Origin of the sequence: Enterobacter sichuanensis, from assembly GCF_002939185.1 — a bacterium.
GTDB classification, from domain to species: Bacteria; Pseudomonadota; Gammaproteobacteria; order Enterobacterales; family Enterobacteriaceae; genus Enterobacter; species Enterobacter sichuanensis.
Genome location: NZ_POVL01000002.1, coordinates 80,248 through 93,932, shown reverse-complemented (window position 1 = coordinate 93,932; position 13,685 = coordinate 80,248). Strand labels below are relative to the sequence as shown.

The following is a 13,685-nucleotide window of genomic DNA, read 5'->3' as shown; positions in this document are numbered from 1 at the left end:
GGAATCGCCTGCCAGGCTGTAACAAAATCTGCCGTCGTGTTAATTTTGTGAGTAAATTTCAAGAAAGGAGTTAACCAATGGATGCACTCGAACTGCTTGTTAACCGCCGTAGCGCTTCACGTCTGGCCGAACCGGCCCCGGCGGGCGAACAGCTGGAGAACATTCTGCGTGCCGGTATGCGTGCCCCCGATCATGGCACTCTGCAGCCGTGGCACTTCTTTGTGATTGAAGGCGAAGGCCGCGATCGTTTCAGCCAACTGCTGGAGCAGGGCGCGGTGGCCGCAGGGCAGGATGAGAAAGGTATCGACAAGGCGCGTAATGCTCCGTTCCGCGCCCCGATGATCATCGCTGTCGTGGCAAAATGCCAGGCTGACCATAAGGTGCCGGTCTGGGAACAGGAAATGTCTGCCGGCTGCGCCGTGATGGCGATGCAAATGGCCGCTGTCGCGCAAGGCTTCAACGGCATCTGGCGCACCGGTCCGCTGACCGAAAGCCCGGCGGTCCGTGACGGTTTTGGCTGCGGCGAGCATGACAAAATTGTCGGTTTCCTCTATCTCGGTACCCCGCAGCTTAAAGCCTCCAGCACCATCAGCGTGCCGGACACCACGCCTTTCGTCAGCCGTTTCTGATAACGCACGCTAAACTGTCTGGATTCTGAGCATCTGCCGCAGAATTCAGACAGTCATACTTACCTCTTTATGGAATGAGCGCTACCATAGCGCGATTGAGATGACAGGAGACGTCCATGAGCGAGCAAACCATTCGTTTAACGCAGTACAGCCACGGAGCCGGTTGCGGTTGTAAAATTTCCCCGAAAGTGCTGGAGACCATCCTGCACAGCGAACAGGCGAAGTTTGTCGACCCGAACCTGCTTGTCGGCAACGAAACGCGTGACGATGCAGCGGTTTATGACCTGGGTAACGGCACCAGCATTATCAGCACCACCGACTTCTTTATGCCGATTGTCGACAACCCGTTCGACTTCGGGCGTATTGCGGCCACTAACGCCATCAGCGATATCTTCGCCATGGGCGGCAAACCGATTATGGCGATCGCTATTCTGGGCTGGCCGATCAACACCATCCCGCCAGAAGTTGCCCGCGAGGTGATAGATGGCGGGCGTTTCGCCTGTCAGCAGGCGGGGATTGCGCTGGCCGGTGGTCACTCGATTGATGCGCCGGAGCCTATCTTCGGGCTGGCCGTCACCGGTGTGGTGCCGACCGAGCGCGTGAAGCGTAACAGCACCGCGCAGGCGGGCTGCAAGCTGTTCCTCACCAAGCCGCTGGGCATTGGCGTGCTGACCACCGCCGAGAAAAAATCCCTGCTGAAACCAGAGCACCAGGGGCTGGCGACAGAAGTCATGTGCCAGATGAACCTCGCGGGTGCCGCTTTCGCTAATATCGACGGCGTGAAGGCGATGACCGACGTGACCGGTTTCGGTCTGCTGGGACACCTTTCCGAAGTGTGTCAGGGGGCGGGCGTGCAGGCGCAGGTCTGGTATCAGGACGTGCCGAAACTGCCGGGCGTGGAAGAGTACATTGCTCAGGGCGCAGTCCCGGGCGGTACCCAGCGCAACTTCGCCAGCTACGGTCATCTGATGGGCGAAATGCCTGAAGAATGGCGCAACCTGCTGTGCGATCCGCAAACTTCCGGCGGTCTGCTGCTGGCGGTCACGCCGGAGTCCGAAGCCGAGGTTCAGGCGACGGCTGCCGAGTTTGGCATTACCCTGACGGCAATCGGCGAGCTGGTGACCGCACGCGGTGGCCGACCGATGATTGAGATCCGTTAATTCGATGCGGTTGTTTATTGCCGAAAAGCCGAGTCTGGCGCGAGCCATCGCCGATGTGCTGCCTAAACCGCATCGCAAAGGCGACGGCTTTATTGAATGCGGTAACGGGCAGGTGGTCACCTGGTGTATTGGTCACCTGCTTGAGCAGGCGCAGCCGGATGTCTATGACAGCCGCTACGCCCGCTGGAATCTGAATGACCTGCCCATCGTGCCTGAAAAATGGCGCCTGCAGCCGCGACCTTCGGTTACCAAACAGCTCAACGTGATCAAACGCTTCCTGCATGAAGCGGCTGAGATCGTGCACGCGGGTGACCCGGACAGGGAAGGGCAACTGCTGGTGGATGAAGTGCTGGACTACCTGGAGCTGGCACCTGAAAAGCGCCAGCAGGTACAGCGCTGCCTGATCAACGACCTCAACCCGCAGGCCGTTGAACGTGCGATCTCGCGTCTGCGCGCCAACAGCGAGTTTATCCCGCTGTGCGTCTCCGCGCTGGCGCGTGCGCGTGCGGACTGGCTGTACGGCATCAACATGACCCGCGCCTACACCATCCTTGGGCGTAATGCTGGTTATCAGGGCGTGCTCTCCGTGGGCCGCGTGCAGACGCCGGTGCTGGGGCTGGTGGTGCGTCGCGACGAAGAGATTGAGAATTTCGTCGCCAAAGATTTCTTTGAAGTGAAAGCGCATATCGTCACCCCGAAAGAGGAGCGCTTTACCGCTGTCTGGCAGCCGAGCGATGCCTGCGAATCGTATCAGGATGAAGAGGGGCGGTTGCTGCATCGTCCACTGGCGGAGCATGTGGTTAACCGCATCACCGGGCAACCGGCTATCGTGACCAGCTATAACGATAAACGGGAATCAGAACCCGCGCCGCTGCCGTTCTCGCTGTCGGCCCTGCAGATTGAGGCCGCGAAGCGCTTTGGGCTCAGCGCGCAGAACGTGCTGGACATCTGCCAGAAGCTGTATGAAACCCACAAGCTCATCACCTATCCGCGTTCGGACAGCCGCTATCTGCCGGAAGAGCATTTTGCCGGACGCCACGCGGTGATGAACGCCATTAGCGTCCACGCGCCGGATCTGCTGCCGCAGCCGGCGGTGAATCCGGACACCCATAACCGCTGCTGGGATGATAAGAAGGTGGATGCCCACCACGCGATTATCCCGACGGCCCGCGCCAGCAGCGTTAACCTGACGGATAACGAAGCGAAGGTCTATAACCTGATCGCCCGTCAGTACCTGATGCAGTTCTGCCCGGATGCGGTGTTCCGCAAATGCGTTATCGAACTGGACATTGCCAAAGGCAAGTTTGTCGCCAAAGCGCGCTTCCTCGCGGAAGCGGGCTGGCGCACCCTGCTTGGCAGTAAAGAGCGCGACGAAGAGAACGACGGCACGCCGCTGCCGGTGGTGGCTAAAGACGACGAGCTACTGTGCGAGAAAGGGGAAGTGGTTGAGCGCCAGACGCAGCCGCCGCGCCATTTCACCGATGCGACGCTGCTGTCGGCGATGACCGGGATAGCCCGGTTTGTGCAGGATAAAGATCTGAAGAAGATCCTGCGCGCCACCGACGGTCTGGGCACCGAAGCGACCCGTGCCGGAATCATCGAGCTGCTGTTTAAACGCGGTTTCCTGGAGAAAAAAGGACGCTATATCCATTCGACTGAGCCGGGACGCGCCCTGATTCATTCCCTGCCGGAGCTGGCCGCAAGGCCGGACATGACCGCGCATTGGGAATCGGTGCTGACGCAGATCAGCGAAAAGCAGTGTCGTTATCAGGACTTTATGCAGCCGCTGGTGGGGACGCTTTATCAGCTGATCGATCAGGCGCGCAGCACGCCGGTGAAGCGGTTCAGAGGAATGGTGGCACCGGGTAGCGGTGCGAAGAAACCGTTTAAGAAGAAAAAAAGCGCGGCCTGATACGCCCGGTTTTCTCCCTCTCCCCGTGGGAGAGGGCCGGGGTGAGGGCACCCGGCCGCACGATAAAGCTTAAATCACACCCTGCCCAATCATCGCATCCGCCACCTTGACGAACCCGGCGATATTCGCGCCGCGCACGTAGTTGGTTTGCGACGCCTCTCCGCCGTACTCCACGCAGGCGTGGTGAATATCCAGCATGATATGGTGCAGACGCGCATCCACTTTCTCCGCTTTCCAGCCGAGACGCGCGGCGTTTTGCGCCATCTCCAGACCGGAGGTTGCCACGCCGCCTGCGTTGGCGGCTTTGCCCGGTGCAAACAGCACGCCCGCTTCCAGGAACAGATCGGTCGCCTCGATGGTGGTCGGCATATTGGCCCCTTCGGCCACCGCCTTCACGCCATTGCTAATTAATGTCCGCGCGGCGTCCACATCCAGTTCGTTCTGCGTGGCGCACGGCAGGGCGATATCCACCGGCACGCTCCACGGCTGTTTGCCTTCCAGCCAGGTCAGGCCAAACTCTGCGGCATAGTCGGCGAGACGGCCATCGCGGCTGGCTTTGATTTCGCACAAGCGCGCCAGCTTTTCCGCCGTAAAGCCCGCTTCATCCACCACCGTGCCTCGGGAGTCTGACGCCGTCACCACGCGGGCGCCAAACTGCATCGCTTTTTCGATAGCATACTGCGCCACGTTACCGGAGCCGGACACCGCCACGCGCATCCCTTCAAAGCCCAGGCCGTGGCGCTTGAGCATCGCCTCAGTGAAATAGACCAGGCCGTAGCCCGTGGCCTCCGGGCGGATCAGGCTGCCGCCGAAGGACAACCCTTTGCCGGTGAAGACACAGGCGCTGTTGTTGGAGAGCTTTTTCATCATCCCTGCCATAAAACCCACTTCGCGTGCTCCGACGCCGATATCTCCCGCTGGCACGTCGGTATCCGGACCAAGGTGGCGATAGAGTTCGGTCATCAGCGCCTGACAGAAACGCATCACTTCGCCTTCGCTTTTGCCTTTGGGATCGAAATCACTTCCGCCTTTACCGCCACCCATCGGCAGGGTGGTCAGCGCATTTTTAAAGGTTTGCTCGAAGCCGAGGAATTTGAGAATCGACAGGTTAACAGAGGGGTGGAAACGCATCCCGCCCTTAAACGGCCCGATGGCGGAGTTAAACTGCACGCGCCACGCGCGGTTAACCTGAACCTGATTACGATCGTCCACCCAGGTCACGCGAAACTGGATAACGCGCTCTGGTTCAACCAGGCGCTCAAGCAGAGACAGCTGACGATAACGTGGATTTTCTTCAAGGAAAGGCCACAGGGTGGTCATCACTTCACGAACGGCCTGGGCAAACTCGCTTTGATGCGGGTCGCGCTGCTGAACATGGGCAAGGAAACTTTCCAGAGAGCGTGTCTGATCCATAGATATAAGAACCTCTTATAGTTATTTGTGTCTATTGCTTATGCAATTTGTGTTGTTTTTTTGACTATACCACCCACACCGCTTTGTGAAGCAAGCAGAAATTCATGCCGAAAGGGAAATTAATGACCCGGGGCGGGTCATAACAAAAAGCGATGACGAGATAAATTAAAGGTTCCGCGTGGATTAACCGTTATAGTCTTTATCAGGACACGACAGGAAGATAAGTCTATGAACCGTTATGTATTCACCGCGTTATGTTTGATGTTTTCCGCCGGCGCGCAGGCTGACCGTATTCGCCCGGATGTGGAAGTGAATGTCCCGCCAGAGGTCTTTAGTTCCAGCGGCCAGAGAGCGCAGCCCTGTAACCAGTGCTGCATCTATCAGGATCAGAACTATTCCGAAGGGGCGGTGGTGAAGGCGGACGGTGTGCTGCTGCAGTGCCAGCGCGATGAGCGCGCCATCAGCACGAACCCGCTGGTCTGGCGTCGCGTAAAACAATAAACGCTTCCAGCAGCGGAATATCGGCCGGGGCTAAGGGGTAGCTGAACGCCTCTTCCGGCGTACACCACACCAGCGCGCTGTGGTAGTGCGCTGTGAGCTTGCCGCTAAAAGCGGGAACGTGCCAGGCATGCAAGTGGATCAACCGCTGCGAGACCTCCCGCTGGTGGCTGGCGACATACTGGCCTGGCTGGGCCGCAATACCGAGTTCTTCCTGCAGTTCGCGGATAAGCGCCTCCGGTTGTGTTTCGCCGGATTCCACCTTTCCGCCGGCGAATTCCCACATCCCCGGTTGGTCAGCGTGAGCAGGGCGCTGTGCCAGTAAAATGTTGCCGTCTTTTTCGATGATGGCCGCAACGACATCGACTGTTTTTAGCATGGGCGTCAATACTTAATAACGAAAAACACCATATTATCGTGCCCTTTGTCAGAGTCCAGCCATCAGGAGAATCCGGTGAAAGAGACGCACACCTGGGTCGATCCCATCCCAACCCTTCCGGCGAGTTTAAAACCGATTGCCGCCATGCAGAAAAAACATTTTGGTGCCGTGCTAAACCCCACGCGCTGGTGGGGACGTATGCCGCGTCTTTTCTGGCTGGTGGCGCTGTTTGTCGGTTTTCTGGAGCGTCGTCACGCGCGCCTGACGCCCGAACTGCGCTCCCTGCTCATGACGCGGGTATCGCAACTCTGCCACTGCGATTTCTGTATCGATGCCAATAGCCTGCGGCTGGCCGAACGCTGTGGAGCGCTGGATAAAGTTCAGGCCGTGAGCAACTGGCAAGACTCCGCGCTGTTCACGAGTCAGGAGCGTGCGGCGCTGGCCTACGCCGAGGCGGTGACCGCCACGCCGCCCCGGGCGGATGAGGCCATCCGAACGGCGCTGAAACATCACTTCACGGACGACGCGATTACTGAGATGACGGCGCTCATTGCGTTTCAGAATCTCTCTGCCCGCTTCAATGCCGCCCTGGATATTCCGGCTCAGGGCCTGTGTGCCACGTTTAACGAGACGCCTCATGCTTGATCGCCACCTGCACCCGCGGTTAAAACCGACACTGAATCGACTGGTGTCCGTGCTGGATAAGCCGGGCATCACCCCCGACGGATTAACCCTGACCGGGTTTGCCATCGGCGTGCTGGCGCTGCCGTTTCTGGCCCTTGGCTGGTACCCGGCGGCGCTGGTCGCTATTGCGCTCAACCGCCTGCTGGATGGTCTGGACGGCGCGCTGGCGCGCCGGAGAGGGCTGACGGACGCAGGGGGGTTTCTCGATATCGCGCTCGATTTTCTGTTCTACGCCCTGGTGCCGTTTGGTTTTGCGCTGGCGACACCCGCTGAGAATGCGCTGCCTGCCGCCTGGCTGCTGTTTGCGTTTATCGGCACCGGCAGCAGTTTTCTGGCGTTTGCGGCGCTGGCCGCGAAGCACGACATTGACAACCCCGGCTATGCGCACAAGTCGTTTTATTACCTCGGCGGGTTAACGGAAGGGACGGAGACCATCGCGCTGTTCGTACTGTGCTGCCTGTTTCCGGCGCACTTTGCGCTGTTTGCGTGGGTATTTGGCGCGCTGTGCTGGCTGACCACCACAACGCGCATCTGGAGCGGGTACGTGACGCTTAAATCACGTCACGCTTAGCGGGCGCTGTCGGGCCCGCGCTCGCCGGTGGAGACCGGGTTCTGCGGGTAACTGCTCCATTCGTACCAGCCGCCGTCATAGACCGCGACCTTCCTCCAGCCCATCGCCCGGGCGTACATGAAGGCTTCAGACGCCCGCCAGCCTGTACCGCAGTAAAACGCGACCTGTTGTTCCGGCAGAATGTTCCAGCGTTTCCACATGGCGGCAATATCGTCAGCTGTGCGCATGGTGCCATCCGGGTTATGAAAATCTTCCATGTGGGTGGCATCGCTGCCGGCGTGGCCCCAGCGGGCACCGGCAATGTCACCTTTGGGTTTGATGTAGCTGTAGCCGCTGGTTTCGCCGATGAACTCCGGCCACGAACGAATGCTGACCAGGGAGGCATCCTGGCGGTGCAGCATCCCGCGCGCCTGCGCCATATCAACCATCAGCTGCGGCTGGCCGGGGATCGGCGCGCCAAAATCAGGGGCCGGCGTCACCTTCGCTGGCGTACCGCGCTCAACCGGAAGGTTGGCATCTGACCACGCCTTCCAGCCGCCATCGAGAAGGCGCACATCTTTCACCCCCGCATAGAGCATAATCTGCGCCACGCGTGCGGCGGCGTAGACGTCACGGCCATACAAAATGACGGTCGTGTCGTGTCGGATCCCGTGCTTCGCCAGCATCGCTTTCAGCTTATCGTCGGAGACTTTATTCCATAGCGGCTCGCTCTCCACTTCGTTGGTGTCGATATAGCCCGCGCCGGGAATGTGATTTAGCAGATAAAACTTCGGCGCGCCCCAGGCGGCCTCAATCACTTTCCAGTCACCCTCCGGTGCGGCAACCACCGGTTTACCCTGCTGAAGCTGATGGATCCACTGCGGGTAGACGAGCTGTTCGAAATGGGGCAGGCGCTGAAGGCGCTCGGGCGTCTGCAGGGCATCGCTGAGCAGCGAAACAGAATGGAATCCAGCTTTCTCCAGACGGGCTCTCACCGCCTGGTTATCGCGCGCGTTCCCATACAGCGCGATGGCCGACGAGGGGGTAAGCTGATGCTGTTTGGCCCACAGCGCAATCTGCTCGTCGCTCATCGCGTCCAGCCAGGCGGCTGACAGATTAAGTGCGGCGGGTTCATGCCCGGAGGGACCGCTGAGCGTTTGCGGCCAGCCGTTATAGAAGGCGCTGGCGCGGGTGTCGACAGGCGTGCCGTGCTGTGCCTGAAGCTGGGACAGCGTCATCGCGTTGGGCATATCAGCGGCCAGAGAGGAAAAAGAGGCGAGGCCGCAGAGCAGGGCCAGCGCGGTCAGTTGAGAAACACGTTTCATCGAATAACCTGACGTCAGTAAAAGAGGGGGGCATTGTCGTCTCTCCCGTCATGGAAAACATTGCGTTAGCACATTATTGCCAGCGAGAAATCTCAATCAGCTCGCCGCCGGGCGGAATATCGTCCTCATCGTGGGTGACCAGCACCACCGGAATATCGCGTGCGCGAACGGCGTCAAATACCCATTGCCGAAATGAGGCCCGTAGCGTCTTATCGAGGCGGCTGAACGGTTCATCCAGCAGCAGCGCCTGCGGCTCCGCGAGCAGGGCCCGCAACAGGCTGACCCGGGCGCGCTCCCCGCCGGAGAGGGTTGCCGGATCGCTGGCGTAACGGCCGCCCAGCCCGGCGGAGTCCAGCGCCTGCTCGACCGCTTCCCGACGCGCGCCTCCGACGATCCGCTCAGGCAACGCCAGCAGCAGATTTTGCCCGACGCTGAATGTCTCGAACAGCAGCGCGTCCTGAAAGAGAATACCCAGCCCGCGGGATTCCACGGGAAGGGCGTCGCAGCGACGCGCGTCGAGCCACAGTTCGCCCCGCGCCTGAAAATCGTCTGACAACGCGCCGACCATCCAGGCAAAGAGGGTCGATTTTCCGCTGCCGGAGGGGCCCATCAGGGTGACTATCTCCCCGCGGGGCACGCAAAAATTGACCTCGCGGAACAGCGGTTCGATGGTGAGATTTTTTACCTGCAACATTAACGTAATCCCTGGCGGTAGTGGCCCACGAACCGGGATAGCAGGGCGGCAAGACCAAACACGCCCCCCGTAACCAGCAGTAACCCCAGCGCCCGGTTAGCCAGAAGCGGAATGCTGCCCCCGCTGCTGAGCGCGACGGTTTCGGTGGTCAGCGTGGCGAAACGCCCTGCGCCCAGCCACAGCGTTGGCATGTACTGCGCCATGCTGACGGAAAAACCGGTGGCAAAGGCCAGCAGCGCGGGGCGTAGCAGCAGCGGACATTTCAGCAGGCAGAAGATTTTTGTCCGTCGCCAGCCCAGCGTTCTGGCGGTAAGGATAAGCCGGGGATCGATCCGGCGCCAGGCAGGTTGCAGCACCAGCAGCATCCACGGTAACACCCACAGCAGATGGCTCCAGAGCACGGCGGCATACTGCCCGTCGAGTCCCAGCTGCAACGCAATCGTATATTGGCCGGTGACGAGCGGCAGTGCCGGAAGGGCAAGCGGAGACCATACCCACACTGTGCCGCGCTGCGGCCCCCATTCCAGCCAGAGCGCGCTGACGACCAGACCGAGCAGGCTCGACAGCAGGCCGAAGGAGAGGCTGTTCCCCACAGGGCCCACGTCGTCCTGCTGCGCCAGCATCAGCAGCACCGCAGCGCACAGGACGCCGCATGCGGGCAGAAACCCGCTTACTGCGCGTTCAGGCAGAATGCGCTGAGATCGGCGGCGCGTCCCGGTGAGGTCGGCAACCGTGCGGCGCCATGCCTTCCAGAAGCCGTACCCCAGGGCGGCCAGCGCAGCCAGCAGCAAAAGCAGAACCAGGCACAGCAGCATCCCTTTCACCTGCTGCCCGGCATCGCCCTGGCTCAGCCACTGCCAGGCCAGCACGGCCAGGGTAGGCGGATTTCCGGGGCCGAGAACGATCGCCACATCCACAACCGACAGCGACCACGACAGTACCGCCAGCATCACCGCGCCGAGGAGAGGGGCGATCGCCGGGAGGATCAGCCAGTTAAGTATCTGAAACCGCCCGTAACCGAAGGTTCGCAGGACGATCTTCTGCTGTGCCAGCCGTTTTTCCGGCAGTACGGCGTAAATTGCCCACAGCACAAACGCGCTCTCTTTTACGGCGAGCGTCAGCCCCAGCCCAACGCCATAGCGGTCAAAGGGAGCCGTACAGACGGTACAGAGCTGATAGAACAGCCCGCCCTCGGCAAACAGCAGTAACGCGCTGGTGGCAAACGCCACGTGCGGGATCGCCAGCAGCCACGGCAGGCGCGTGGTGAGACGTCGCCAGCGTTTGCCGGGCCAGAAAAGGCTGACGAAAATCAGGGCAATCAGCAACGCGCCCAGCGTGGCGATGAGCGTTGAGACCAGCGTGGCGAGGGCCGCCTGCGGAAGCTGCGGGTCGTCCAGCAGCCTCTGCCAGTTTGCCGCAGAAAACGCCGGGGCTAACAGCATGGCGCCAGCGGGCAGGATCGGCAGATAGATAACCGCCATCGCCAGCCAGACCAGCCCGCTTAGCGGGTGCCGTAACGACGCAGCCATTCCTGCTCCAGCGCGTTCACCCAGCCGGACTGCGGCTCTGCAAGCACTTTCGGTAGCCCCTGAGGCGTATAGGCCTGCAAGCGCGTTGCTTCATTGTCAGGCAGCGCCCTGGCATCCAGCACGCTTGGGTCGCCCCAGACGGCGGGGTCAGCTTTGCGGATCTGCGCCTGCGGTGAAAGCAGGAAATTGGCGACCACCTTCGCGCCTGCACTGGCGCGGGCGTTGGCCGGAATCGCCACAAAATGAACGTTACCGATCGTTCCGCCGTGGAAACCAAAGCTGTAGCTGTCGGCGGGCAGTTCGCCGCGGGCGACTTTTTGCTGCGCATGGGCCGGGTTAAATGTCAGCGACAGGTTCAGACTGCCGCTGGCAAACAGGGTATCCATCCGGGCAGGTGAGGGCGGGAAATCTTTTCCTTCGCGCCACAACAGCGGGTGGAGTGTGTCAAGGTAATCCCAGAGCGGCGCGGTCACCTGGGCAAAGGTATCATCGGGCGCTTTTTGCAGCGCCTGTGGACGAGCGGTAAGCGCCAGCAGCAGCTGCTCAAGGAATGCCGTGCCGGTAAAATCGGGCGGGCGAGGGTAGCTCATCTTACCCGGATGCTGCTGCGCGTAAGCCAGCAGCGCCTGCGGATCCGCCGGTGGCGCTGGCATGCTGCCTTTGCGGGCGATAAAGGTCAGCTGCGCGCCGCCCCACGGCGATTCCGCCCCGTCGGTGGGCACCGTAAAATCTTCGGTAACGGGTTTGCGGGTATCGACATAGCGCCAGTTCGGCAGCGTCTGTGCCCATCCGCTCAGCAGCAGGTTAGCCTCTTTTAACGTGCGGAAATTTTCACCGTTGACCCACAACAGATCGACGGAGCCGTTGCTCTTGCGTCCTGCGGCGGCTTCCGTCTGAATGCGTTTTACCGCGTCGGCAGCGTCCGCCAGCGGGACGATCTTAAGGGTAATGGCATAGTGCGTTTGCATCTCACCGCTGACCCACTCCAGATAGCGGTTTACCGCCGGATCGCCGCCCCAGGCGTTAAACCAGACGGTCTGGCCTTTGGCCTGTTGTTGGATTGCCTGCCAGCTGTCGGCAGCACAGAGGGGGGCTGCCAGCAGCAGGCCGGTCAGAAACGCGCAAAAACGCACACGGCGCATAATGCCTCACTTTTTAGACAAGGGGGTGTAGCGGGAAAAGAGCTGGCGTGTGACCAGCGGTAATAACCCCAGTAGTGTAAAGGCGAATACCATGCCCGGCGACAAAATATCGCGAAGCGATGCTACTTTTCCCAGTTCGCGCCCGGCGTTCAGAAAGACAACCGTCGCGGGCAGCATCGCCACCTGGCTCACCCACCAGTAGCGGAATACCCCCATGCGGGTCAGCCCCATCAGCAAATTCACCAGAAAAAACGGGAACAGTGGCATCAGGCGCAGGGCAAAAAGATAGCCCGCGCCGTCATGCCTCATGCCAGCGTTAACCGTTTTCATCTGCTGAGCAAATCGCTGCTGGACCCACTCACCCAGCAGATAACGGCTGGCGAGCATCGCAAGCGTTGCCCCGAGCGTCGAGGCAAACGAGACCAGCACGATGCCTTCGCCCAGGGGAAACAGCGTCCCACCCAGCAGGGTCAGTATCGCTGCACCGGGTATCGACAGGGCGGAAACCAGCACGTAGAGCGCAAAAAAGATCATGGCGCTCTGCAGCGGCGCGCGGTCGACGTGGGCGAGTAACGCCTGCTGATGCGTTTTAATCCCTTCCAGAGAGAGTGTGCCCGGTGGAAGGAGAACAATCGTCAGAATAAATGCGCCCAGAAGGGCGCACAGGAGAAGGATTTTTCGACTGTTCACGCGTCATTACAGCTTGAAGGTCGCCCACACTGGCGCATGATCGGACGGCTTTTCCATGCTACGGATATCGTAGTCGATCCCGGTTTCGATGCAGCGTTCTGCCAGCGGCGCGCTGGCCAGCAGAAGATCGATGCGCAGGCCACGGTTGTCGTCAAAACCTTTTGAGCGATAGTCGAACCAGGAGAAGCGGTCCTGCGTTTCCGGGTTGGCATTGCGGAAGGTATCCACCAGGCCCCAGCCCAGCAGGCGTTCCATCCACTCACGCTCTTCCGGCAGGAAAGAGCATTTGCCGGTACGCAACCAGCGCTTGCGGTTCTCTTCGCCAATACCGATATCGAGATCCGTCGGGCTGATATTCATGTCGCCCATGATCAGCACCGGATTCTCTTTTTTGAGTTCGGTGGTCAGGAAGTCCTGCAGATCCTGATAAAACTTCGCTTTGGCCGGGAATTTGGTCTCGTGGTCACGGCTCTCACCCTGCGGGAAATAGCCGTTAATGACTGTGATATTGCCGAGCGCAGAAGGCACTTCCGCCATGATGATGCGGCGCTGGGCTTCTTCACCGTCACCAGGGAAGCCGCGACGTACGGAAACCGGCGGCGCTTTGGTCAGCAGCGCGACGCCATAGTGACCTTTTTGACCGTGGTAAAAGACGTTATAACCGAGTTTCGCCACCTCTTCGAGAGGGAACATGTCGTCGTGGACCTTGGTCTCCTGCAGGCCGATCACATCTGGCTGATGTTGCTCAACGATAGCTTCAAGCTGATGAGGGCGGGCACGCAGGCCGTTGATATTAAAAGAGACAAATTTCATAGTCGCTGCCAGTGCAAGGTGAATAGTGCAAGGATGGTAGCAGAATTTGCGTCAACTGTTACCGGCTTCGACCAATAACTGCGACAGATAATGCCGGTGGTGCAATATTTGCACCATTCTGACGCGCATCGCCCTCAAACAGGGCGTAAATGGCCGATAAATTTCGCGAGCGATCACAATTCCAGAATTATATTTGGCTTGTGCATACTCTTTCTGATTTTCATGCGGCAAAGCGCCGCTTGTCGTAAAAATATTCACTTTTTATGC

14 protein-coding genes are annotated in these 13,685 nt (G+C 60.0%); 6 read left to right on the top strand and 8 right to left on the bottom strand.

The features are described 5' to 3' along the window. Positions 1-77: 77 nt before the first annotated feature. The 3 genes from C5687_RS01510 (at position 78) to C5687_RS01500 (ending at position 3,701) form a co-directional block, all read left to right on the top strand. Positions 78-629 (top strand): NAD(P)H nitroreductase, encoded by a 552-nt coding sequence (locus C5687_RS01510; RefSeq protein WP_045285253.1) that lies wholly within the window; start codon positions 78-80, stop codon positions 627-629. A gap of 116 nt (positions 630-745) precedes the next feature. Continuing rightward, the gene (gene selD, locus C5687_RS01505) at positions 746-1,789 is read left to right on the top strand and encodes a selenide, water dikinase SelD (protein WP_023616289.1); all 1,044 of its coding nucleotides are present in this window, start codon (positions 746-748) and stop codon (positions 1,787-1,789) included. A 4-nt stretch (positions 1,790-1,793) separates the two neighbouring features. Further along, complete coding sequence (locus tag C5687_RS01500) at positions 1,794-3,701, top strand: DNA topoisomerase III (protein ID WP_094918943.1); 1,908 nt, start codon at positions 1,794-1,796, stop codon at positions 3,699-3,701. A gap of 69 nt (positions 3,702-3,770) precedes the next feature. On the opposite strand, the gene gdhA is transcribed toward C5687_RS01500, so the two are convergent. Then, on the bottom strand, positions 3,771-5,114 hold the full coding sequence (gene gdhA, locus C5687_RS01495; protein ID WP_047958309.1) for an NADP-specific glutamate dehydrogenase: 1,344 nt from the start codon (positions 5,112-5,114) through the stop codon (positions 3,771-3,773). A 228-nt stretch (positions 5,115-5,342) separates the two neighbouring features. On the opposite strand from gdhA, the gene C5687_RS01490 reads away from it, so the two are divergent. Further along, the gene (locus C5687_RS01490) at positions 5,343-5,615 is read left to right on the top strand and encodes a YnjH family protein (RefSeq protein WP_025757376.1); all 273 of its coding nucleotides are present in this window, start codon (positions 5,343-5,345) and stop codon (positions 5,613-5,615) included. Here C5687_RS01490 and C5687_RS01485 read toward each other — a convergent pair. Next, entirely contained in the window at positions 5,575-5,991 is a 417-nt protein-coding gene (locus tag C5687_RS01485; RefSeq protein WP_104556291.1) for a pyrimidine (deoxy)nucleoside triphosphate diphosphatase, read from the bottom strand. The two genes, C5687_RS01490 and C5687_RS01485, sit on opposite strands and share 41 nt — an antisense overlap. Positions 5,992-6,066: 75 nt before the next feature. Between C5687_RS01485 and C5687_RS01480 the strand changes: the two genes are divergently transcribed. Together C5687_RS01480 and C5687_RS01475 are read left to right on the top strand one after the other, a co-directional pair. Next, positions 6,067-6,636 (top strand): carboxymuconolactone decarboxylase family protein, encoded by a 570-nt coding sequence (locus C5687_RS01480; protein ID WP_104556290.1) that lies wholly within the window; start codon positions 6,067-6,069, stop codon positions 6,634-6,636. Beyond that, positions 6,629-7,246, top strand: coding sequence for a CDP-alcohol phosphatidyltransferase family protein (locus tag C5687_RS01475; protein ID WP_104556289.1), 618 nt, complete (start codon positions 6,629-6,631; stop codon positions 7,244-7,246). Before C5687_RS01480 ends, C5687_RS01475 begins: the two co-directional genes overlap by 8 nt. Here C5687_RS01475 and C5687_RS01470 read toward each other — a convergent pair. The 6 genes from C5687_RS01470 to xthA form a co-directional block, all read right to left on the bottom strand. Next, positions 7,243-8,550, bottom strand: coding sequence for a sulfurtransferase (locus tag C5687_RS01470; RefSeq protein ID WP_104556288.1), 1,308 nt, complete (start codon positions 8,548-8,550; stop codon positions 7,243-7,245). The genes C5687_RS01475 and C5687_RS01470 overlap by 4 nt on opposite strands. 73 nt (positions 8,551-8,623) lie before the next feature. Next, positions 8,624-9,244, bottom strand: coding sequence for an ATP-binding cassette domain-containing protein (locus C5687_RS01465; protein ID WP_059385750.1), 621 nt, complete (start codon positions 9,242-9,244; stop codon positions 8,624-8,626). Beyond that, positions 9,244-10,773 carry an ABC transporter permease family protein gene (locus C5687_RS01460; protein WP_059385751.1) on the bottom strand — a complete coding sequence of 510 codons (1,530 nt, stop codon included), beginning with the start codon at positions 10,771-10,773 and terminating at the stop codon, positions 9,244-9,246. The genes C5687_RS01465 and C5687_RS01460 overlap by 1 nt, the downstream gene beginning before the upstream one ends. Then, entirely contained in the window at positions 10,746-11,906 is a 1,161-nt protein-coding gene (locus C5687_RS01455) for an ABC transporter substrate-binding protein (protein ID WP_373467663.1), read from the bottom strand. Before C5687_RS01455 ends, C5687_RS01460 begins: the two co-directional genes overlap by 28 nt. Before the next feature lie 15 nt (positions 11,907-11,921). Then, positions 11,922-12,605, bottom strand: a complete 684-nt coding sequence (locus tag C5687_RS01450) for a TVP38/TMEM64 family protein (protein WP_059385753.1) — start codon at positions 12,603-12,605, stop codon at positions 11,922-11,924. Between the two features lie 6 nt (positions 12,606-12,611). After that, positions 12,612-13,418 (bottom strand): exodeoxyribonuclease III, encoded by an 807-nt coding sequence (gene xthA / locus C5687_RS01445; protein WP_045285263.1) that lies wholly within the window; start codon positions 13,416-13,418, stop codon positions 12,612-12,614. Between the last annotated feature and the right edge of the window lie 267 nt (positions 13,419-13,685).

Coding starts and splice junctions, on each gene's coding strand:
- C5687_RS01510 (WP_045285253.1), top strand. CDS start 78: ATGGATGCACTCGAACTGCTTGTTAACCGCCGTAGCGCTTCACGTCTG.
- selD (WP_023616289.1), top strand. CDS start 746: ATGAGCGAGCAAACCATTCGTTTAACGCAGTACAGCCACGGAGCCGGT.
- C5687_RS01500 (WP_094918943.1), top strand. CDS start 1,794: ATGCGGTTGTTTATTGCCGAAAAGCCGAGTCTGGCGCGAGCCATCGCC.
- gdhA (WP_047958309.1), bottom strand. CDS start 5,114: ATGGATCAGACACGCTCTCTGGAAAGTTTCCTTGCCCATGTTCAGCAG.
- C5687_RS01490 (WP_025757376.1), top strand. CDS start 5,343: ATGAACCGTTATGTATTCACCGCGTTATGTTTGATGTTTTCCGCCGGC.
- C5687_RS01485 (WP_104556291.1), bottom strand. CDS start 5,991: ATGCTAAAAACAGTCGATGTCGTTGCGGCCATCATCGAAAAAGACGGC.
- C5687_RS01475 (WP_104556289.1), top strand. CDS start 6,629: ATGCTTGATCGCCACCTGCACCCGCGGTTAAAACCGACACTGAATCGA.
- C5687_RS01470 (WP_104556288.1), bottom strand. CDS start 8,550: ATGAAACGTGTTTCTCAACTGACCGCGCTGGCCCTGCTCTGCGGCCTC.
- C5687_RS01465 (WP_059385750.1), bottom strand. CDS start 9,244: ATGTTGCAGGTAAAAAATCTCACCATCGAACCGCTGTTCCGCGAGGTC.
- C5687_RS01460 (WP_059385751.1), bottom strand. CDS start 10,773: ATGGCTGCGTCGTTACGGCACCCGCTAAGCGGGCTGGTCTGGCTGGCG.
- xthA (WP_045285263.1), bottom strand. CDS start 13,418: ATGAAATTTGTCTCTTTTAATATCAACGGCCTGCGTGCCCGCCCTCAT.